This is a genomic window from Faecalibacterium taiwanense, from assembly GCF_036632915.2.
GTDB lineage: Bacteria > Bacillota > Clostridia > Oscillospirales > Ruminococcaceae > Faecalibacterium > Faecalibacterium taiwanense.
Map to the genome: position 1 here is coordinate 2460994 of NZ_CP155552.1, position 21270 is coordinate 2482263.

A 21270-nucleotide genomic window follows, 5' to 3' on the forward strand; every position below is an offset into this window, starting at 1 on the left:
GCGCACTTTTCATCCGAAGGTGCGCTTTTTCTTTTACTCTATAGCAAACCAACTTTTTAATGCAACAGCAACAACGTTGGTTTGCATATCGCAGATATGCTGTTGCGATTGCGCTAATTTCTAGCCTTGCGATAAAATAGTCAAAGGAGGTTTCCACATGAACAAGCACTCACAGTTGAAAATTCGAGGACACACCAAATGACGCTCGACTATTTCTATGGGCAGTCGGGTGAGCTGTTTTCCTACTTCCGCATCCCCAAGGCATTGTTTCAGGACAGCCGTTTCCGGCAGCTTTCCACAGATGCCCGGACGCTGTACGGTATCCTGCTCGACCGCATGAGCCTGTCGGTCAAGAACGGCTAGATGGACAAGCAGGGACGGGTGTATATCATCTACACCGTCCGGGAAGTGCAGGAATCGCTCTGCTGCGCCGAACACAAGGCGGTCAAGCTGTTCCGGGAACTGGAGCAAATCGACCTGATCGAGCGCAAGCGGCGCGGTCTGGGCAGACCCAGCCTGATTTACGTCAAAGACTTCACCACAGGGCTGTCAAAAACGCACAATCTGAATTGTGCAAACAGCAATTCAGGCGTTGCCCAAAGCGCAGTTCAGGAGCGGCCAAAACCGCAAGCAAATAAGACTGATAAGAATAAGACAGAGATGAATAAACCTGATCCTATCCACTCAGGGGATATTCGGGAGCAACTTGAGGATTATTTTTATCAGGCGTTGGAGGTCGAACTGCTGCTTCGGCTTTTCCCGGATGATGAGGACACCATCTATCAGATCGTGGATTTGCTGGTGGACACCTGTGCCACCAAGCGAAGGATGCTCCGAATCGCCGGGGATGATAAGCCTGCCGAGGTGGTGCGCAGTCGGCTGAAAAAGCTGAATGCCGACCACATCCGCTTTGTGCTGAACAGCCTTGCCGAAAATGCGACCCCCGTGCGGAACATGAAACAGTATCTTCTGGCATCGCTCTACAATGCGCCCACGACCATGAATCTACACTATCAGAACTTAACGAACCATGACTTTGCGCACGGTTCCCGGAAGGCGGGGTGATGTTATCGCAAAGAAAGCAACGATTATCGCAGTCACGAACCAGAAAGGCGGTGTCGGAAAAAGCACCACCTGTGAAAATCTGGGCATTGGGCTGGCAATGGAGGGCAAGAAAGTTCTGCTGGTGGACACCGACCCGCAGGGCAGTCTTACCATCAGCATGGGCTGGCAGCAGCCGGACGAACTGCCCACCACACTGTCTACGCTGATGCAAAAGGCAATGAACGACCAGCCCATCCAGCCCGGTGAGGGCATCCTGCATCATGCAGAGGGCGTAGACCTTATCCCTGCCAACATCGAATTGGCGGGACTGGAAGTGGCTCTTGTAAACAGTATGAACCGTGAGAAAATGCTCAAACAGGTGCTGGACGGAGCAAAACGGGAGTACGATTATATCCTGCTGGACTGTATGCCCTCTCTGGGGATGCTCACTATTAACGCTTTGGCGGCGGCTGACACCACGCTGATTCCCGTTCAGGCACAATACCTGTCCGCCAAAGGTCTGGAACAGCTTTTGCGGACTGTCGGCAAGGTGCGGCGGCAGATCAACCCGAAATTAAAAATCGAGGGTATCCTGCTCACCATGACGGACAGCCGCACAAATTACGGAAAGCAGATTGACACCCTGATACGCCAAGCATACGGCAGTAAAATCAAAGTGTTCGACCAGACCATTCCCCGGTCTGTCCGTGCCGCCGAAACCAGTGCCGCAGGCAAGAGCATTTTCCAGCACGACCCCAAGGGCAAGGTGGCAGAAGCCTACCAATCTTTAGCGAGGGAGGTGTTGGCGGATGCCGAAAAACGGATTAAACGTAGCTCTGAAAGGGCTAGATGACCTGTTCAGTTCGGAGGAAACCCGGCAGGAGGAACAGCGAGAACAGGTACAGCAGATTCCCGTCAACGAGTTGTTTCCGTTCAAGAACCACCCGTTCAAGGTGCTGGACGATGATGCAATGACCCGGACGGTGGAAAGCATTTCGCAGTTTGGTGTCCTTGCGCCGCTGATTGCCCGCCCCAGACCAGAGGGCGGCTATGAGATTATCTCCGGGCATCGCCGGAAACACGCTGCGGAACTTGCGCATCTGGATACCTTGCCTGTCATTGTACGCAATATGGAGGATGATGCAGCCACGATACTGATGGTCGATTCCAATTTGCAGCGAGAACACATCCTGCCCAGCGAACGGGCGTTCGCGTATAAAATGAAGCTGGATGCGATAAAAAATCAAGGTGCTAGGTCGGATTTAACTTCATCCCAAGTTGGGATGAAGTTGCAAGCACTCGATATCGTCGGTCAGGAAGCAGGAGACAGCCGTAATCAAGTCCACCGTTTTATCCGCCTGACAAACCTTGTTCCTGAACTGCTGGACATGGTAGACGAGAAGAAAATCTCGTTTAATCCTGCGGTTGAATTATCTTATCTGGATGAAAATCAGCAACGGGATTTTCTTGAAGCCATGAACGACACGCAGAATGCCCCCTCTCTTTCACAGGCACAGCAGCTGAAAAAGCTGGCACAGCAGGGCGAGTTCAGTTACGATGCAGTCTACGACATTATGAACGAGGAAAAGAAAAGCGAACTAGACACCGTGACCATCAAAAACGAGACCCTGCGGAAATACTTTCCGCGCAACTACACGCCTCGGCAGATGGAAAGCATCATCATCAAGCTCCTCGACCAGTGGCAGATGAAAAAGCAGCAGGCAAAACAGAAGAAACAGGAAGAAGCGCGTTGAGCGCAGACTGAACCAAGAGACCCAATTCGGGTCTTTTTATTTTTCAAAAATAACGGAGGAAACGCCTATGAATAAGACGATAGATTTCAAGACCGCAAAGACCATCGACACCATGAGAAAGAAGATCGACCACATCGACGACGCAGTGACTGGCTTCTTTTCGTTCATGCACATGGCAATGCAGAACGAGCTTGCCAGCACGGATGTCTATTTCGCCGCTGTGTCACCCGTTCTGGATTTGACCGTGATCCAGCCGGAGGAGGCTCCGCACATCCTGCCCTGCTTTGACGAGGACGATGCCGGCTACGGCATCTCCAAGGAGGAGCCGCTGGGTTTCCGCTATAACCCGAAGCAGGTCATCAAGCTGATGGGCAAGCGGTATCTGACCGGGTCGGTGATTTTCCACCGCTATACGGACGATGGCAAGTTCGCACCCCTGACCATGAGCGATATGTTTGCCATCCAGAAGTATCTGGAAACCGCCAGTGTCACGCTGATGGTCGATGAGGATGCGCTGACCTGCATCTGCATCGACTGAGGGGAAGCGGAATGGAAGAAAACACTCTTTCTGTCCTGCAAATCGCGCCGGGGCAGTACCCGAAACAGGTCGAGATTGACAACGATCTGAAAGCATTGCAGCAGGCAGTCGGTGGCAGCATCGGTGCCAGCTACCCGTTTAGCGACCCGGTTGCCATCGTCTACAACGATGATGGCAAGCTGATGGGTTTGCCCCTGAACCGCGCCCTGCGGGATGAGCATGGCGAAGCCTACGATGTGGTTGCCGGAACCTTTCTGGTGGTCGGTCTGGGTGAGGAAGATTTTGCATCCCTCACCCCGGAATTGGCTGAAAAGTTTGAGAAGAAATTTCACCAGCCCGAAGATTTTATCCGGCTGGGACATCGGATGATGGTCATTCGTGTACCCGATGAGGCAGTCCGCCCTGAGAAAAACAAAGCTGCGCCATCGAAGAATGCAGGTCTTGACCGCTGATTCCTATTTTCTGCACAGGGGGTGATGCAAATGCAGGAAGAAATCGAGCAGAAATCATTCAACATTATGATCTCCACCACAAAGCTGTCCGCCCGGACACTCCTGCGGGCGGTAAAGGCAGCGCTTCGGCTGTACCAATCCAAGGCATCCCAAGGCAAGCAGAGCGTCCGTACCCTTCTGCGGCAAAACCGGGGCGTATCCAGCGTGGAGATCAGCAAGACCGGCATCCGTGGCTTGGAACGCTATGCCAAAAAGTACGGCATCGACTATGCCATCCGCAAAGACACCTCCGAAGTGCCGCCCCGGTATCTGGTCTTTTTCAAAGCCCCGGATGCAGAAGCATTTCAATCGGCGTTCAAGGAGTATTCGGCATCTCTGCTGAACAAGGATAAACGCCCCTCGGTTCTGGCACGATTGCAGGAGTTGGTGCAGGCGGCGGCAGAACTCCCCGGCAAAGTCCGGCACAAGGAACAGGAGCGTGGACTGTGACCATGAAAAAGCTGACAAAGCTGCTGGCGCTCTATCTGCCCTATCTTCTGCTGGGGCTGGTGGCAACCAACTTTGGCGAGGCGTGGCGGCTTGCCGAGGGCAAGGAGCTGGGTGAACGCATTATGTCCATAATGGGCACCATCCCGGTGGCGTTTGCAAACCCTCTGCCCAGCCTGCATCCGCTGGATTTGCTGGTGGGTTTGTGCTGCGGCGCAGGGTTACGGCTTGCAGTCTATTTGCGTGGAAAAAACGCCAAAAAGTACCGCCATGGCATGGAGTACGGCTCTGCCCGGTGGGGCAATGCCAAGGACATTGAGCCGTTCATGGCTCCTAAGTTTGCCGACAACATCATCCTGACTAAAACAGAACGGTTGATGATGTCCAACCGCCCGCCTGACCCCAAGAACGCCCGAAACAAAAACGTGCTGGTAGTGGGCGGTTCCGGCAGCGGTAAGACGCGGTTTTGGCTGAAACCGAATCTGCTTCAGTGCCACAGCTCCTATGTCGTCACCGATCCGAAAGGTAGTATCGTGGTCGAGTGCGGGAACGCACTTCTGAAAAACGGCTACAAGCTGAAAATCCTGAATACCATTAACTTCAAAAAGTCGATGCACTACAATCCCTTCGCCTATGTCCACAGCGAAAAGGACATTCTGAAGCTGGTTACGACCCTGATGACCAACACCAAGGGCGAAGGGTCCGGCGGGGACCCCTTCTGGGAGAAAAGTGAACGTCTTTTGCTGACCGCCCTGATCGCCTATCTGCATTATGAAGCCCCGGTGGAGGAGCAAAACTTCGCTACTCTGCTGGAAATGCTCAACACCATGCAGGTGTTGGAGGACGACGAGGAATACCAGAACCCGGTGGATCTGCTGTTTGAAGAACTGGCAAAAAAGAAGCCCAACAGCTTTGCCGGTCGGCAGTACAAACTTTACAAGCTGGCTGCCGGAAAGACCGCAAAATCCATCCTGATTTCCTGCGGTGCCCGGCTTGCGCCCTTCGACATCCAAGAATTGCGTGACCTCACCATGTACGATGAGCTGCAACTGGACACGTTGGGTGATAAGAAAACGGCGCTGTTCCTCATCATGTCGGACACGGATTCCACCTTCAACTTCCTCATCAGCATGGTCTACACCCAGCTTTTCAATCTGCTGTGCGATAAAGCAGATGATGTGTACGGCGGCAAGCTGCCCGTCCATGTGCGGTGCCTGATCGACGAGTGTGCCAACATCGGGCAGATTCCCAATCTGGAAAAGCTGGTGGCCACCATCCGCAGCCGTGAGATCTCCGCCTGTCTTGTTTTGCAGGCGAAAAGCCAGCTAAAGGCTATCTACAAGGACAATGCGGATACCATCATTGGCAACATGGACAGTCAGATTTTTCTCGGCGGCTCGGAACCCGGTACACTGAAAGACCTGTCCGAAATTCTGGGAAAAGAAACGATTGATTCTTTTAACACTTCGGACACGCGCGGTAATTCGCCATCCTACGGAACATCGTTCCAAAAACTTGGTCACGAATTATTGAGCCGGGACGAGCTGGCGGTGTTGGACGGCGGCAAGTGTATTTTGCAGCTGCGTGGTGTCAGACCGTTTCTTTCTGACAAGTACGACCTGACCCAGCACCCTAACTACAAGCTGACCTCGGATTACGACCCCAAAAACACCTTCGATATTGAAAAATATCTGAACCGAAAAGAAAAAATCAATCCCAATGATGAATTTGTTGTGATTGACGCTGATTCGCTTCCGTCTGCCTGACCCGGTAGGCGGTTTTATTTTTGATCGGAGAGGTACACCAGCAAGCCAACTTCCGCCGCAGTTTGCGGCTTCAATATGCAGCTTCAGGTGTGTACGGACGGTCTACAACTTTCATTTATAAAGGAGAAACGACTATGGAATTCTTTAACTCTGCTATCGAAGTCCTCCAGACCCTCGTTGTTGCCCTCGGTGCCGGTCTCGGCGTGTGGGGTGCTATCAATCTGCTGGAGGGCTATGGTAACGACAACCCCGGCTCCAAGTCTCAGGGCATGAAGCAGTTCATGGCTAATTAAAGGGAACAAAAAGAAAGGAAAAGCCAATCCAGACGGTATCAGCGGCAGGCTACAAGAATAAATTGTGATTTCACAAGATTGGTGCTATAATAAGAGAAAAGTTCCTGCCGGGGCAGCCGCTCCGGTGGTATGGATAGAAAGGCAGGAAAACAATATGCACATCAGCTATAAACCACTCTGGCACACACTGTTAGAGCGTGATATGAGAAAAGAGGATTTAAGGCTTGCCGCTGGTATGACAACAAATATGATTGCCAACATGAGCAAAGAGGGAAAGCACATCAGCATGGATACATTAGCCCGTATCTGCGAAACGCTGAATTGTGAGATTACCGATGTGATTGAGTTAGTACCAGACGAGCCTGCTTCCACAGGAGGTAAGGAACATGAGCGAATTGAAACCAAGAATAAAAGAAAATGGAATTGATTATATCCTTGTTGGAGATTACTACATCCCGGACTTGAAGTTGCCGGAGGAACACCGCCCCATCGGAAAGTACGGACGGATGCACCGGGAATATTTAAGAGAAGTCTGCCCAGCCAGATTACACACATTGACCCTGACCGGGGAATTGTGGACATATCTTGCAGACCTGAACGAACAGGCACAGAAACGGTTAGACACCATCATGGAGCAGATGAAAGCTGCCGAGGGCGTGACCGAGGAATTGAAGCGTACCCGTCAAATGGAATGGGTGCAGCGTTGCAATAACATTCACAACCGGGCAGAAGAAATTGTTTTACATGAGATGATTTATTCATAACGGTATGGTAGAATGATTATTACAAATTAGAAGTTGTAAAGGAGACTTTGTATGGGTAGAAAAGAAATAACAACAAAAGAAGATTTAATGAAAGTAATAGAATTATTCGAAAATACTGGAATTACATACTGGTTGGATGGCGGATGGGGTGTAGATATTTTAGCTGGTAAACAAACAAGAATTCATAGAGATATAGATATAAATTTTGATGCTCAACATACGGAAAAATTGTTAAATGTGCTTTTGAATCTGGGCTATAAAATTGATACAGACTGGAAACCGGTTAGAATAGAGTTATATAGTGATGAACTTGGTTACTTAGACATTCACCCGTTCGTTTTAAGTGAGGACGGAACTTCAAAACAAGCTGATTTAGAGGGTGGCTGGTATGAGTTTGAAAAAGATTACTTTGGTAGTGCTTTTTTTGAAGGAAAAACAATTCCTTGTATATCCTTAAAAGGCCAAAGAGTTTTCCATTCAGGTTATGAATTAAGAGATAAAGATAAGCATGATATTTCAATTCTTGAAAGTTTATCAAAATAACATTGCTGTAATTTCTAAGATAAATTCCACTTTATCGCTTTGAAATTTTAACTGAATAAGTATAGCACCAACCGCTGCTACATGGAAGCAAACACAACCATGCAACAGCGGTTTTTCTTTACCGTTTTTTCCTTTGACTGATAGGAGTTCCTGTTTTCTTTGATTTTTGTAGAATCCGAATGAGCCAGCGAAATTCTTCGTCTGACAGATTTTTATAGTTGATGCCGAGCTGCTTGCAGTAAAGGACAACCAGCTTTTCATCCCGACTGCCCTTGAAATTTTCAACCGCTTCCAAATTTTCTTTCAATTCATCGGCAACGGTGGTCTGGGGCGCACTCTCGCTGTCCTTTTTGTGGGCTTCCCGAATATCCCGGATAATGAGATTGAGGTCATCAAGAACCATGTGGCTGAAATATTCATCATCGCTGATATGGGCGGCTTGCAGCACTTTCAAATGCGGGTCGTCTTCGCCGGGGCGATACCGTTCAATGATTTCATGCCGGACAGTATCGACAAGGGCGTTGAGGTTTTGAATCTGCATGGTGGCAATCCCATCTACATAAATCTCAATGTCCGCAAGAAACTTGATAAAGTCCTTATGAGTGGCAAGCTCACAGAGCAGACGGTTGTTAATCCGACCGCCTTTCAGAAGTGCCACCATCTCATCATTCAAATGCAGCTCTGTTAGTGGCGTGTTGATCTGCTCCCGGTTCTCTGTCCGGCACAGCAGATAATCAACGGAAACCCCATAGAAGTCTGCCAGCGTGATAAGGTTGCCATGATTGATTTCCTTATAATCCTCTTTTTCATAACTGCCAAGAGCTGATTTGGAAATGCCCGTCAGCTCTGATAATTCTTCCAGATTTAAGCCTTTGTCCTTGCGGAGTTCCCAAAGGCGTTCCTGTATGCTTGTCGCTCCTTTCATGGGCGCACGCTCCTTTCCGGCGGTTTCATTACTGCCGCTTAACTGGATTATATCATACTTTCCGCAATCGTGGAAATTTCTGATTTTTACCCTTAATTCCTACTTTGTGGACATACGGCACAGGGCACAAAAATGTTCTATGATACAGGTAGTTCATCGATGGATTATTCCAATCGAATGACCAGCCTGTGTGGGATATGCTTCCCCGGCGATGTAGCGCCATGACTTTTGGCAGGGATATGGAGGAACCCTGACCGAAACGAGCGTACCAAAGGGAGCAATACGCCGCTGTGAGATTCAGGGGAGGAACGACACCGGGGAGAACTGGCGAACTGATACCGAAATGATACCGAAACACGACAATCTGATAGGGGGATAGTCTACCCTATTGCTGATACTTCTGGAGATTTTAGACGGCTCTATGACCGTAATTTTGCCGAAAATCGCCCCGAAACTATACACTAAAACGGGAGGAAACGCAATATGCCGAGAATGAGCAAAAAGAGGAAGCATGAGCTTTCTTTTTACCTCAATGACCGGGGGCGTGTCACTTACAACGAATTATGCCGGAAATGCAAGCATGGGTGCAAGCAGAGCTTCCGGGCGGTTGTGGTTGACTGCCCCCGTTATTTATCCAAAAGAGCAAAGAAAAAGGAGGAACACACCGAATGAATTTTGAATTTATGACGATAGGCACACCGTTGCCGCCCTGTATGCCCTTTCCCAGAGCGTTGACAGGATTTCCAGTCAGCAGCACCGCAAAGGTCATGTACTGCCGGATGTTGGACGCTATGCTATCCAACGGACAGGAGGACGAGAACGGAATCCTGTTTATCTGCTTCCCTGTCACAGCCATTGCCGCAGTCCTGTCCCGCAGCCCCATGACGGTCAAGCGTTCTCTGAATGAACTGGAAACCGCCGGACTGATCATGCGAGTGCGTCAGGGCGTTGGAGAACCAAACAGGATTTATGTGCTGATACCGGGAAAGGAGGACGCTGCCCTTGCCTGATACCTCAAAGCTGGAAAAGCTCAACCGAGAGTTGGAAAAGAGTGAAAAGAAACTGCGGAAAGCCATCAATGATGAAAAGGCATTGCAGCACCAGCTAAAGCAGCTTACCCGAAAAGAACGGACACACCGGCTCTGTACTCGTGGCGGTATGCTGGAAAGTTTTCTGCAAGAGCCGGAACGCCTGACAGATGATGATGTCATGCTGTTGTTGACACTCATTTTTCACAGGCAGGACACGCAGGAACTATTGAAGAAACTGCTGGAACGTGAGAAGCCGGAAACCCCTTAGTTTACTAAGGGCGCAATTATACACCACCCAAAGGTTGGTGCATTGCGTTCTCCGAAGGCTCCTTGCCGGAGGGCTGTGATTTTTCGCAGTCATGGTCTGCTCCAAATCATACAGGGGACGCTACGCTTCCCCTGCGCTGGCTACCGCCAGCTACCCTTTTGTGGACTTGTCATCTGGGGACACCTTGCGTTGCAAGCTGTTCCCAGCCGACAAGTTTCATAAAATATGCTATCTTTTCGATAGGCAATAAAGTATAATAAAGTCAGCAATAAATCGGAATTTTACGGTCAGTAAGGAATGCGTAAAGTTATATGATTGTATTATAAGCGATTTGTTAAATTTTTATAACCACTTGTATTTGCCTGCGATTTATGGTATAATATTTTGAAATTTAGAAAGAGGTGGGAAGATGATTAACTTTTCTTGCAAATAAAATCAAAATATGCGGTAGTGCTATACTTTGGCATTATTGTGTCTATTGCAAGAAAGTTATATGTCTATCTTACTCAATATAGTGCTGTTGCCACTTTTGCTTAGTGGTGTTATTTTATGCTATGACGAGCTGCAAGGATAAACTTTCTTGTGGCTCTTATTTTGTTTTGGAGGTGCTTTATGAATAGTGCAGAACAGATAGTTACACATGATTCACTCCGTATAGTGTCGGTTCCTTTTGGTGAAATCTATACGTAGTAAACATTCACCGAACCGACTTTGTATCGTATGACATGCAAAGGAGGATAATATTTATGTCAATGATTAAAATTGAAAACCTTACGTTTTCATATCCGACAAGTTATGATAATGTTTTTGAAAATGTCAGTTTCCAGGTTGATACCGATTGGAAGCTTGGTTTTGTGGGCAGAAACGGACGAGGTAAAACAACCTTTCTGAATCTTCTGCTTGGGAAATATGAGTATAGTGGAAAAATCCTATCATCCGTACAGTTTGATTATTTTCCTTATCCCGTTTCAGATAAGAATCGTATTACAGAGGATATATTGCAGGAGATTTGCCCACTTGCGGAAGAATGGGAACTTATGCGAGAACTTTCTTATCTTGATGTTGATGTCGATGTGCTTTGGCGACCTTTTGAAACACTTTCCAACGGAGAGCAGACAAAGGTTTTGATTGCCGCTCTTTTTCTTAATGAAGGGCATTTCCTACTGATTGATGAACCTACCAACCATTTGGATGCCAAAGCGAGAAAAAGTGTGGCGGCATATCTGAAAAAGAAAAAGGGATTCATCTTAGTTTCTCACGATCGTCGCTTTCTTGACGATTGTGTTGACTATATTCTATCGATTAACCGAGCGAATATCGAAGTGCAAAGAGGAAACTTTTCATCATGGATGTCAAATTTTGAGCGACAGCAAGAATTTGAACTGGCTCAGAACGAACGTTTGCAAAAGGACATCAGACGATTACAGCAGTCGGCAAAACGCGCTGCAGTATGGTCTGAACGTGTAGAAGCTTCCAAAATTGGGGCAGCAGATAAAGGTTATGTCGGTCATAAAGCCGCCAAAATGATGAAGCGTTCAAAATCTATAGAAGCGAGACAACAACAGACAATCGAACAAAAATCAGCATTGCTGAAAAATATGGAAACCGCAGAAGCCCTCAAGATACAACCGCTTAATTACCATACAGATTTGCTTGCATCATTATCGAATGTAGTAGTTTATTATGATGGCATTTCAGTTTGTGAACCCGTTTCGTTTGAAATAAGACAGGGAGAACGCATTGTGCTTGATGGAAAGAACGGCAGTGGCAAAAGTAGCCTGTTAAAGTTGGTAGTCGGGCAGTCCATAGATTATACGGGTACAGTAACACTTGGCTCTGGGCTTGTAATTTCTTATGTGCCACAGGATACATCGTATTTATGTGGAACCCTTTCCGAGTTTGCAGAAGAAAACAACCTTGATGAAAGTTTGTTCAAGGCAATTCTTAGGAAAATGGACTTTGAGCGTGTACAGTTTGAAAAGGATATTAAAGACTTTTCTGGCGGGCAAAAGAAGAAAGTCCTAATTGCGAAAAGCCTTTGTGAAAAGGCACACTTGTATGTATGGGATGAACCGCTCAACTTTATTGATGTGTACTCACGTATGCAGATTGAACAACTCATAACGGAGTTTGCCCCGACCATGCTCCTGGTAGAACATGACAGTGTTTTTCGAGATACTGTGGCAAGTAAAATTGTGAATATCTAAATTGGTTCTTCCGCAATTTTACGTTTTTCGCTTTAATAAAAATGGAGAATGCTGATTTACACTGGCATTCCAGTATTGAAAAATTACAAAATACGGATAATTGCGTAAGAACCTCTAAATTAAAATAATTGTATGGGTTAATTCCAGCTTTACAGAGACTCAAATTCCAGTTTGTAGAATTAAGAAAATCGTTAAGGAAAGAATCGAAGGTGGTGCAAACGAAAAAGCAGTATTGAGACTTTTCATTAACTGCCCTTTCGTTTGCATCAATTTCGATTTTTTCTGGTTGAACAAAGCGCGTCAACTCTATATGGACTTTTAATTCTGACACTCTATTTATAATAGGATAGCATGTACACATAGAAACACATAGAATTTATAATTCAGTCCTGTATTATGACACCAGAAATAAGCCTCCCTAAGGAAGCTAAAAAAATATACAGTTATGATACGTTAACAGAGCATATGTGGTTTTGGTTTTATAAAATGTTGTTCTGTAGGCAGAGGAATAATCTTACCACCACAGGAAGAGCACTTGCATATATCTTTATTATAAAGAAGACGGATAATGGCAGGTGCATCCATATCTTTCAGCTTGGAAATATATTTTTTGCAACCAAGGATGTTTCTGCATAGGGTAATCTTTTTCTTCTTATTTCTGGATGAAAGAAGACCATAGTGCCTGATACGTACAAAACGTTTTGGAGGAACATGCATTAAAAATCGACGGATAAATTCCTCGCCGGATATGGTGATCTCTTTCCAAAGCCCTTGGTTTTTGTAATCTTTAGCAGAAAATGTAACTGTAGATTCTGTCATGTCTTTGATACGGTAGTTGCTGATAGCAATCCGGTGGGTGTATTTTCCAAGGTATCTGATGACAGATTCGGCACCGTCAAATGGTTTCTTGCAATAAGGAATCCATTCCTTTGCATAGCAGGTATTTAACAATTCCTTGAAAGTATAGTGATTTTTGTAAGGTGCAGCCGATCCATGAAATTCAAGCCTGTCATTTTCCCAGAGCTGCTTAAGTTCAGCCATGTATTTTCCACGAAATGTTTTTGAGATTACCTTAATCGGAAGGAAAAAATCTTTCCCATTGTCTTTCCAATGATTTTTCACATCCAGCCCTCCACCAAGAACAATCGCATGGATATGAGGATGAAAGTTCATGGTACTTCCCCATGTATGGAGGATACAAATATAGCCGATATCAGTCCCAAGATATTTACTGTCAGCAGCAAGTTCACTGAGAGTATCTGAAGCCGCATGATAAAGAGCAGCGTATAAGAATTTCTGGTTGCTGTAGATAATGGGATTGAGTTCTTCCGGAACTGTAAAAACCACATGGAAATAAGGAGCATCTAAGATATCCTCCCGCCGTGCATCTACCCATTTTTCTTTTGGAAACTCCTGACACATAGGACAGCATCTGTCACGGCAGGAGTTATAGTGGACTGATATGCAGCCGCAGTCCTCGCATACGCTTACATTCACACCAAAGGCGCCGGTTTTGCAATTCATGATGTGATAAGCGGCCTTTCGCTGAGCGGGAGAAATACTATGTGTGGATTCAAAAGATGAATAAAAACGATGAAAAACATCCTGAATCGTACAATCCTTACTCATGATTCACCACCTTCCGGGTTGTCGAACGGGCTGCGGATACCAAGAAGTGTCTTGTTGCTCACATGAAGGTAAACATCTGTAGAGCGAGGATCAACATGTCCCAGAAGTGACTGGATATATTTTATATCTGTGCCACTTTCGAATAAGTGGCTGGCAAAACTATGACGGCACGCATGAGAGGAAACATGACGGGTAATGCCGGCGAGTTTAGCACTTTTCTTAAAGAACTGGTTAACACCGGTTATATCAAGATATCCACCGGTCCAGGAACTTGGAAAAAGGATATCTTTAGGGCGACCACATTTGTACCAATACTCAGTGAGAAGGTCTAAATTTTTTGAGACAGAATCGTATACCTGTCAATTCTGCCTTTGGTTTCACGAACATGAATTGTCATGTTGGTACGGGAAATGTCATCATAATGGAGATGAACGACCTCCGATACACGTAATCCAGAAGAATACATAGTTGCAATAATCGCTTTATGTTTCAGATTCGGAGTGGCATCAATGATTGCATTTATTTCATCGCGGGACAGAACAGCAGGAAGATTGCGCTCTCTTTTCATAGCTGGAACAGTGTCATCATCCCAGACAGTCTTCAGCACCTTTTTATATAAGAACTTTATTGCAGACCGATAGTGATTGTGAGTTTCAGGAGACCTTCCTTCCAGACGTTTGGCTGTAAGAAAACTTTCCGCATCTTCAAGCGTAAGATCAGAAACGTTTTTTCCAATCCAACGAAGGAAGTAACTGACATCAGAGCAATACAGTTGAATAGTTCTTTCACGCAGGTTACGTTTTTCCGCTTCATTGCGGATAGATTCAAAAATATCTTTATACATAATAAAACCTCCAGAATAAGTAGTGTTAATAATTACATCTACCTATTCGGAGGTGCATTAGCGTCATAATTCCGATTGCGGAAGAGACTGGAAAATGTTATTCTTATCATAGGCAGTGGAGCTTTCTTAGTTCAGTTGTTTCGTGTGGTAACTTAACAATAACGGATTATGAAAAGTAATTCCACTGCTTTTTAATAAAAATAAAACTGCGCCACAGCCTTGGCAGGCCATCGCGCAGCGATTTTGTTCAATCGTAATTTGTGGAGGTAAAATATAGATGAATCAAGGTAAAATTATTGTAATCACAGGTGCGCCGGGGACAGGAAAAACTACAACGGCATCTGCTGTTGCAAAAGAATCAGATTTGGAAAAGTCTGTGCATATGCACACAGATGACTTTTATCATTATTTGAGTAAAGGGGCAATACCACCGCATTTGCCAGAATCAAATGAGCAAAATTTGATTGTCATTGAAGCGTTTTTAGAAGCTGCGAAGCGATATGCTCGTGGTGGATATGATGTAATTGTTGACGGTATTATCGGACCGTGGTTTTTAAAGCCGTGGCAAAGTCTTGTTCGGGAACATTATGAGGTGCATTATATTATTTTAAGGGCAAGTAAGGAAGAAACCTTGAAGCGAGCTGTTGAACGCTCAAAGTTAGACCGAAAGACAAATATCGAATTGGTAGAAACCATGTGGGAGCAATTTTGCAATCTGGGAATATATGAATCGAATGTTATAGATACGACCACTTATTCCATTCAAGAAACTGTTTCCGCAGTACAAGAAAAAATCGCAAGTAGGGCAGCGTTGTTGTCTTAGATTGTTTTGGTGCAATTCCAGTTTGTTAGCTTTACATCGGGTCAACTTGTCCCGAACTTTTACAACTAAATACCCGCCGCTCACACAGTGGCACACCGAGCAGGAAATCTGAAAAAGGTCTCCTGCTTTTTTTCTGCCCAAAATGAGGTGGTAAAACGCCACCCCATCCACCAATTAGCGAAAGGAGGGACACGAAATGCCTTGTCCACACAACGAAATCACGATTGTTCAGCGCAGCCAGCGGCAGTCTGCGGTTGCCGCCGCTGCTTACCAAAGCGGCGAAAAGCTGTTCTGTGAATACGACCAGCAAGTAAAGCACTACCCGGAAAAGCGTGGTATCGTCCACAATGAAATCCTGCTCCCGGCAAATGCTCCACAGGAATATGCAGACCGCAATACTTTATGGAATGCCGCCGAAGCGGTGGAAAAGCAATGGAACTCCCAGCTTGCAAGGCGGTGGGTGCTTACCATTCCCAGAGAGATACCGCCCGACCAGTACGCTGTCCTTGTACGGGAGTTTTGTGAACAGCAGTTTGTTTCCAAAGGCATGATTGCTGATTTTGCCATCCATGACCCCCATCCGCCGGGACACAATCCCCACGCCCATGTCCTGCTGACCATGCGGGCAATGGATGAACATGGAAAATGGCTTCCCAAGAGCCGCAAGGTTTATGACCTTGACGAGAATGGGGAACGGATAAAGCTGCCGTCCGGCAGGTGGAAAAGCCACAAGGAGGATACGGTGGACTGGAACGACCAGAAGTATTGTGAAATCTGGCGGCATGAATGGGAGGTTATCCAGAACCGCTATCTGGACGCCAATGACCGCCCGGAGCGTGTGGACTTGCGTTCCTATGCCAGACAGGGGCTTGATATAGTCCCCACTGTCCATGAGGGGACTGCTGTCCGGCAGATGGAAAAGCGAGGTATCCAGACGAATATCGGCAACCTGAACCGGGAAATCAGAGCCGCCAACCGCCTGATGAAGTCCATCCGGCAGCTTATCCAAAACCTCAAAGGCTGGATTACCGAGCTGGGAGAAAAACGGAAGGAGCTGCTTGCACAAAAGGCGGCGGAGGAAGCGACACTTCTTCCCAATCTGCTGATGAAGTATATGGAGATACGAAAGGAAGAACGGAAGGACTGGACAAGGGCTGGACAGAACCGGGGAACTTCACAGGACTTAAAGGCAGTCAGCGAAGCCCTGTCCTATCTCCGGCAAAAGGGGCTTTCCACTGTGGAGGACTTAGAAGCGTTTCTGGAATCTTCCGGGAAATCAGCCGCAGATTACCGCAATCAGATGAAGCCAAAGGAAGCCCGGAGCAAAGTGATTGACGGGATTCTTGCCAGCCGGACAGACTGCAAGGAATGTAAGGCTGTCTATGAGAAGTACCAGAAGATATTTTTTAAGAAAATAAAGGGGAAATTCAAACAGGAACACCCGGAGGTTGCCCGGTATGAGAAAGCCGCTGACTACCTTGCCAAGCACCCGGACGATAAGGATAAAACGAAAAATGAGTTGCAACAGGAGCAGGAAACGCTTCTCAGCGAAATCGCAGAGCTGAAAGTACCACTGACCGAGGTACAGGAGGATTTGAAGAAGCTGCGGGACATCCGCTACTGGGTACGGAAAGCCACACCCGGCACAGAGGAAAGCAAAGAGCCGCCCAAGAAGCAGCCCATCAAAGAAGTCTTGCAGGATAAGACTGACGAGAAAAAAGCACAAAGAACCGCCCCGGCACAGGAGAAACACAGACAACAGGATATGGAACTTTAACAGGCACTTGCCATTTTCAATTAGAGAATGTCAGGTGCTTTTCTTATTTTCAAGGAGGGATAGATTTGAATGTATTCGAAGCTGTGAAGCAGTCCGTCACAACAAGACAGGCTGCGGAGTATTATGGAATCCATGTAGGTCGGAACGGGATGGCTTGCTGCCCGTTCCATAACGATAAAACCCCAAGCATGAAGCTGGATCGGCGTTACCATTGCTTCGGCTGCGGTGCGGATGGGGATGTGATTGATTTTGCCGCCGCCCTGTATGGGCTGGGAAAGAAAGAAGCCGCCGTACAGCTGGCACAGGACTTCGGGCTTTCCTATGAGGACTGGAAACCGCCGGGAAAGGTAAAAAAGCCCAAGACCCGGCAGAAATCCCCGGAGGAACAGTTTCAGGAAGCAAAGAATCGCTGCTTCCGTATTCTTGCCGATTATCTCCATCTGCTGATGGCATGGAGAACGGACTACGCCCCGCACTCCCCGGAGGAAGCCTTTCATCCCCGGTTTGTGGAAGCCTTACAGAAGCAAGCCCAAGTGGAATATCTGCTGGATGTGCTGCTGTTCGGGGAAACAGAGGAAAAAGCGGATTTGATTACGGACTACGGAAAGGATGTGATACAGCTTGAACAGCGAATGGCAGAACTTGCAGCCGCAGACGCAGCAAGAACTAAAAAACACTATGAACGCCATGCAGCCGCCCCAGAGCGTTGAGGAAATCAAGGCGGGGCTGGAAACCACCGAGAAAGGCGGTGTCCGTCAGAGCATACGGAACTGCCTGACCGTATTCCAACGTGACCCTCTGCTTTCAGGGGCTATCGCATACAACATCCTGACTGACCGCAAGGACATCATAAAGCCCATCGGTTTTCACAGAGAAAGCACCGCCCTGAACGATACGGACATGAAGTATCTGCTTCTTTATCTGGAAGAAACCTACGGGCTTACCAATGAGAAAAAGATTGATAACGCCATCGGGATTGTGGCGAATGAAAACAAGTACCATCCCATCCGGGACTATCTCAATACCCTTGTGTGGGACGGGACAGAGCGAATCCGCTTCTGCCTGCGGCACTTTCTGGGGGCTGACGCAGACGATTACACCTATGAAGCGTTGAAGCTGTTCCTGCTGGGTGCAATCTCACGAGCCTTTCAGCCGGGGTGCAAGTTTGAAATCATGCTCTGTCTGGTAGGCGGTCAGGGGGCTGGAAAGTCCACCTTCTTCCGGCTGCTGGCAGTCCGGGACGAGTGGTTCTCCGATGATTTGCGGAAGCTGGACGATGACAATGTGTACCGCAAGCTGCAAGGTCACTGGATTATTGAAATGTCGGAAATGATGGCAACCGCCAACGCCAAGAGCATTGAGGAAATCAAGTCATTTTTAAGCCGGCAGAAAGAGGTCTACAAGATACCTTATGAAACCCACCCGGCAGACCGCCCCCGTCAGTGCGTGTTTGGCGGCACTTCCAATGCCCTTGACTTCCTGCCCCTTGACCGTTCCGGCAACCGCCGCTTTATCCCGGTCATGGTGTACCCGGAGCAGGCGGAAGTTCACATTTTGGAGGATGAAGCCGCTTCCAGAGCCTATATCGGGCAGATGTGGGCGGAAGCGATGGAGATTTATAAAAGCGGCAGGTTCAAGCTGGCTTTCAGCCCCGCCATGCAGCGGTATCTCAAAGAACACCAGCGGGATTTTATGCCGGAGGACACCAAAGCCGGGATGATACAGGCGTATCTTGATAAATACACCGGGAGCATGGTCTGCTCCAAGCAGCTCTATAAGGAAGCCTTGAACCATGCTTTTGACGAGCCGAAGCAATGGGAAATCCGGGAAATCAACGAGATTATGAACCAGTGCATTTCCAGCTGGCGGTACTTCCCAAACCCAAGAATGTTTTCCGAATATGGCAGACAAAAGGGCTGGGAGCGTGAAAACCCGGCAACGGACTCCGGCAACCCGTCTGAAAAAACGATGGACGGTTTTGTGGAGGTCACAGAACAGATGGAGCTTCCATTCTGAAAAGGACAGCCCGTTGCACCCCCTGTTGTTATCCCGTTGCCGAGCCGGTTGCCGGGAAAAACCCCTTATTTCCGGGCTTTTCTCCCTTATAACAACCAAAACAACAAAAAAATAAAAGAAAAGTATAAATAGTAACCATCGCCAGATTGAGATTGTTTGCAAGGTCTTTTGAAGTCCGTTGCCGGACTTCGTTGCCGACACCCTCTGTCTGGCTATTTTCATGTATGGAGGATAACTGCCTATGGCAAAAAACAAAACAGAGATTCATGTGACCACTGTATTTGACGGGGAGCTTGACGCCACTGATGTGTTCGTCAGCCTGATTTCCCAGAAATACGGAAAGACAAATGCAAAAGAATATCTTGCTAAAAAGAAAGATATAGGCTATAATGAAGATGAGGTTCAAAAGAGCCAGATACCGTCTGGATTGTGTGGGTAAATGGCTATGATGAACGAAATGGAATACAGAACAATCGGTTCGGCACTTGCCGGGGGTTATCGTGCGGCGGTCTATTGCAGGCTGTCAAAGGACGATGACCTGCAAGGCGAAAGTGCCAGTATCGCAAACCAGCGTGATATGCTGGAAAAATACTGCGAAAAGCAGGGATGGGAGGTTGTGGCAGTCTATCAGGACGATGGCTTCACAGGTCTTAACATGGAGCGTCCTGACCTACAGAGAATGTTGAGAGCCATTGAGCGCAGGCAGATCAACCTTGTCATCACGAAAGACCTCAGCCGACTGGGGCGTAATTATCTGCAAACCGGGCATTTGATTGAGGACTTTTTCCCAAGAAACGGTGTCCGCTATATCGCCATGAATGACGGCATCGACACCCTGCGGGATAACAACGACATTGCCCCGTTCAAGAATATCCTGAACGAGATGTACAGCAAGGATATTTCCAAGAAAGTCCATTCCTCTTATCTTCTGAAAGCGCAGAAAGGACAGTTTACCGGGTGTCTTGCCCCGTTTGGGTATCGGAAAGACCCGGAGGACAAAAACCATCTGCTCATTGACGAGGAAACCGCCCCGATTGTGCGGCTGATTTTCGGATATGCCCTGAACGGTCATGGTCCGAACTATATCCGCAGACGGCTGGAGAAAGAAAAAATCCCCTGCCCTACATGGTGGAACCGGGAACGGGGGCTTCGCAATACCCGCACCAAATGGGAAAAGAAAGACCCAGAAAACGGGCGGTATATGTGGGACTTCTCCGTTATCAAAGACCTTTTGATGAATCCCGTCTACACCGGGGCGATTGCTTCCCAGAAAAAGGACTACCGCTTCAAAATCGGCACGATTGGGGAAAAGAAGCCGGAGGACTGGATTGTGGTGGAGGGACAGCATGAACCGCTGATTGACAGCATGAGCTTTGACATTGTGCAGAACAAGCTGAAATCCCGCCAGCGTCCGGGGCAGACCAATGAAATCAGCCTGTTTGCCGGACTGTTAAAATGCGGCGAGTGTGGGAAGTCGCTGACGGTACGCTACACAAACGCTAAACATCCCCAGCGGATTTACTCCTGCAAGACCTACAATGCCTTTGGAAAGAACCACTGCACCCAGCACCGGATTGATTATGACACCCTTTACAGCCATGTGCTGCGGAAAATCCGGGAATGTGCCAGAGCTGCCCTGATGGACGGGGAAGCGGTTGCCGACCGCCTGACCAATACCTGTGAAGCCGAGCAGCGGGAACAGCGGGAAGCAATGGAACGCTCCCTTACAAGGGACGAGGAACGGATTGAGGTTCTGGACAAAATGGTCATGCGGCTTTATGAGGATATGATTGCAGGGCGTATCAGTGAGCAGAATTTCAACACCATGCTGGAAAAGACACAGACCGAGCAGACGGAGCTTAAAACAAAAGTGTCCGAGGGCAGAAAGCGGCTGTCCGATGAAGTCCAGCTTGCCAATGATGCAAAACAATGGGTGGAAGCCATTCAGGAATACGCCAACATCACAGAGCTGGACGCAGCCACCCTCAACCGCTTAATCAAAGAAATCGTTGTGCATGAGCGCATTGACGAAGATAAAACAAGACACATTTCTATCGAAATTCATTTTAATCTCAAACCCATCCCGGAGGTGGAACAGGTCACTGCCTGA

22 protein-coding genes and 2 pseudogenes are annotated in these 21270 nt (G+C 47.6%); 21 read left to right on the forward strand and 3 right to left on the reverse strand.

Annotated elements, in window-relative coordinates:
• Nucleotides 1-198: 198 nt before the first annotated feature.
• The 11 genes and pseudogenes from PXT33_RS12125 (at nucleotide 199) to PXT33_RS12175 (ending at nucleotide 7640) form a co-directional block, all read left to right on the forward strand.
• A pseudogene (locus PXT33_RS12125) lies at nucleotides 199-1065 on the forward strand (DUF6017 domain-containing protein).
• Nucleotides 1031-1897: a ParA family protein gene (locus tag PXT33_RS12130; RefSeq protein ID WP_291018202.1), complete on the forward strand. Its 867-nt coding sequence runs from the start codon at nucleotides 1031-1033 to the stop codon at nucleotides 1895-1897. The pseudogene PXT33_RS12125 and the gene PXT33_RS12130 overlap by 35 nt, the downstream one beginning before the upstream one ends.
• Entirely contained in the window at nucleotides 1854-2798 is a 945-nt protein-coding gene (locus PXT33_RS12135) for a ParB/RepB/Spo0J family partition protein (RefSeq protein WP_291018199.1), read from the forward strand. Before PXT33_RS12130 ends, PXT33_RS12135 begins: the two co-directional genes overlap by 44 nt.
• A gap of 67 nt (nucleotides 2799-2865) precedes the next feature.
• Nucleotides 2866-3336 (forward strand): hypothetical protein, encoded by a 471-nt coding sequence (locus PXT33_RS12140; protein ID WP_291018196.1) that lies wholly within the window; start codon nucleotides 2866-2868, stop codon nucleotides 3334-3336.
• Between the two features lie 11 nt (nucleotides 3337-3347).
• Nucleotides 3348-3788, forward strand: coding sequence for a DUF3846 domain-containing protein (locus tag PXT33_RS12145; RefSeq protein ID WP_291018193.1), 441 nt, complete (start codon nucleotides 3348-3350; stop codon nucleotides 3786-3788).
• 30 nt (nucleotides 3789-3818) lie between these two features.
• On the forward strand, nucleotides 3819-4277 hold the full coding sequence (locus PXT33_RS12150) for a PcfB family protein (RefSeq protein WP_350339883.1): 459 nt from the start codon (nucleotides 3819-3821) through the stop codon (nucleotides 4275-4277).
• 2 nt (nucleotides 4278-4279) lie between these two features.
• Nucleotides 4280-6040: a VirD4-like conjugal transfer protein, CD1115 family gene (locus PXT33_RS12155; protein WP_345786158.1), complete on the forward strand. Its 1761-nt coding sequence runs from the start codon at nucleotides 4280-4282 to the stop codon at nucleotides 6038-6040.
• A 134-nt stretch (nucleotides 6041-6174) separates the two neighbouring features.
• Nucleotides 6175-6333: a Maff2 family mobile element protein gene (locus PXT33_RS12160; RefSeq protein ID WP_015565202.1), complete on the forward strand. Its 159-nt coding sequence runs from the start codon at nucleotides 6175-6177 to the stop codon at nucleotides 6331-6333.
• Nucleotides 6334-6397: 64 nt separating this feature from the next.
• Nucleotides 6398-6760 carry a helix-turn-helix domain-containing protein gene (locus PXT33_RS12165; protein ID WP_332376653.1) on the forward strand — a complete coding sequence of 121 codons (363 nt, stop codon included), beginning with the start codon at nucleotides 6398-6400 and terminating at the stop codon, nucleotides 6758-6760.
• Nucleotides 6720-7097, forward strand: a complete 378-nt coding sequence (locus PXT33_RS12170) for a TnpV protein (protein WP_002584333.1) — start codon at nucleotides 6720-6722, stop codon at nucleotides 7095-7097. The genes PXT33_RS12165 and PXT33_RS12170 overlap by 41 nt, the downstream gene beginning before the upstream one ends.
• 51 nt (nucleotides 7098-7148) lie before the next feature.
• Nucleotides 7149-7640 carry a nucleotidyltransferase domain-containing protein gene (locus PXT33_RS12175; protein ID WP_002584332.1) on the forward strand — a complete coding sequence of 164 codons (492 nt, stop codon included), beginning with the start codon at nucleotides 7149-7151 and terminating at the stop codon, nucleotides 7638-7640.
• 118 nt (nucleotides 7641-7758) lie between these two features.
• Here PXT33_RS12175 and PXT33_RS12180 read toward each other — a convergent pair whose 3' ends face one another.
• Nucleotides 7759-8565, reverse strand: coding sequence for a helix-turn-helix transcriptional regulator (locus tag PXT33_RS12180; protein ID WP_002584331.1), 807 nt, complete (start codon nucleotides 8563-8565; stop codon nucleotides 7759-7761).
• A 483-nt stretch (nucleotides 8566-9048) separates the two neighbouring features.
• Between PXT33_RS12180 and PXT33_RS12185 the strand changes: the two genes are divergently transcribed.
• The 4 genes from PXT33_RS12185 (at nucleotide 9049) to PXT33_RS12200 (ending at nucleotide 12071) form a co-directional block, all read left to right on the forward strand.
• The gene (locus tag PXT33_RS12185) at nucleotides 9049-9237 is read left to right on the forward strand and encodes a hypothetical protein (RefSeq protein ID WP_002584330.1); all 189 of its coding nucleotides are present in this window, start codon (nucleotides 9049-9051) and stop codon (nucleotides 9235-9237) included.
• Nucleotides 9234-9575: a DeoR family transcriptional regulator gene (locus PXT33_RS12190; RefSeq protein ID WP_002584329.1), complete on the forward strand. Its 342-nt coding sequence runs from the start codon at nucleotides 9234-9236 to the stop codon at nucleotides 9573-9575. Before PXT33_RS12185 ends, PXT33_RS12190 begins: the two co-directional genes overlap by 4 nt.
• Nucleotides 9568-9864, forward strand: coding sequence for a DUF3847 domain-containing protein (locus PXT33_RS12195; RefSeq protein ID WP_002584328.1), 297 nt, complete (start codon nucleotides 9568-9570; stop codon nucleotides 9862-9864). Before PXT33_RS12190 ends, PXT33_RS12195 begins: the two co-directional genes overlap by 8 nt.
• 746 nt (nucleotides 9865-10610) lie before the next feature.
• Complete coding sequence (locus tag PXT33_RS12200) at nucleotides 10611-12071, forward strand: Lsa family ABC-F type ribosomal protection protein (RefSeq protein ID WP_002584327.1); 1461 nt, start codon at nucleotides 10611-10613, stop codon at nucleotides 12069-12071.
• Between the two features lie 453 nt (nucleotides 12072-12524).
• Here PXT33_RS12200 and PXT33_RS12205 read toward each other — a convergent pair whose 3' ends face one another.
• Entirely contained in the window at nucleotides 12525-13700 is a 1176-nt protein-coding gene (locus PXT33_RS12205) for an IS91 family transposase (protein WP_041253954.1), read from the reverse strand.
• Nucleotides 13697-14544 (reverse strand): annotated as a pseudogene (locus PXT33_RS12210) (tyrosine-type recombinase/integrase). Before PXT33_RS12210 ends, PXT33_RS12205 begins: the two are co-directional and overlap by 4 nt.
• Nucleotides 14545-14821: 277 nt before the next feature.
• Between PXT33_RS12210 and PXT33_RS12215 the strand changes: the two are divergent.
• The 6 genes from PXT33_RS12215 to PXT33_RS12240 all read left to right on the forward strand — a co-directional run bounded on the left by PXT33_RS12215 (nucleotide 14822) and on the right by PXT33_RS12240 (nucleotide 21270).
• Entirely contained in the window at nucleotides 14822-15367 is a 546-nt protein-coding gene (locus PXT33_RS12215) for an AAA family ATPase (RefSeq protein ID WP_332376657.1), read from the forward strand.
• Between the two features lie 196 nt (nucleotides 15368-15563).
• Entirely contained in the window at nucleotides 15564-17144 is a 1581-nt protein-coding gene (gene mobQ / locus PXT33_RS12220) for a MobQ family relaxase (protein ID WP_002584325.1), read from the forward strand.
• A 65-nt stretch (nucleotides 17145-17209) separates the two neighbouring features.
• The gene (locus tag PXT33_RS12225; protein ID WP_002584324.1) at nucleotides 17210-17854 is read left to right on the forward strand and encodes a CHC2 zinc finger domain-containing protein; all 645 of its coding nucleotides are present in this window, start codon (nucleotides 17210-17212) and stop codon (nucleotides 17852-17854) included.
• On the forward strand, nucleotides 17823-19160 hold the full coding sequence (locus PXT33_RS12230; protein ID WP_002584323.1) for a virulence-associated E family protein: 1338 nt from the start codon (nucleotides 17823-17825) through the stop codon (nucleotides 19158-19160). The genes PXT33_RS12225 and PXT33_RS12230 overlap by 32 nt, the downstream gene beginning before the upstream one ends.
• A gap of 241 nt (nucleotides 19161-19401) precedes the next feature.
• Nucleotides 19402-19599, forward strand: coding sequence for a hypothetical protein (locus tag PXT33_RS12235; RefSeq protein ID WP_002592708.1), 198 nt, complete (start codon nucleotides 19402-19404; stop codon nucleotides 19597-19599).
• Nucleotides 19600-21270, forward strand: coding sequence for a recombinase family protein (locus PXT33_RS12240; RefSeq protein ID WP_002584321.1), 1671 nt, complete (start codon nucleotides 19600-19602; stop codon nucleotides 21268-21270). It begins immediately after the preceding gene.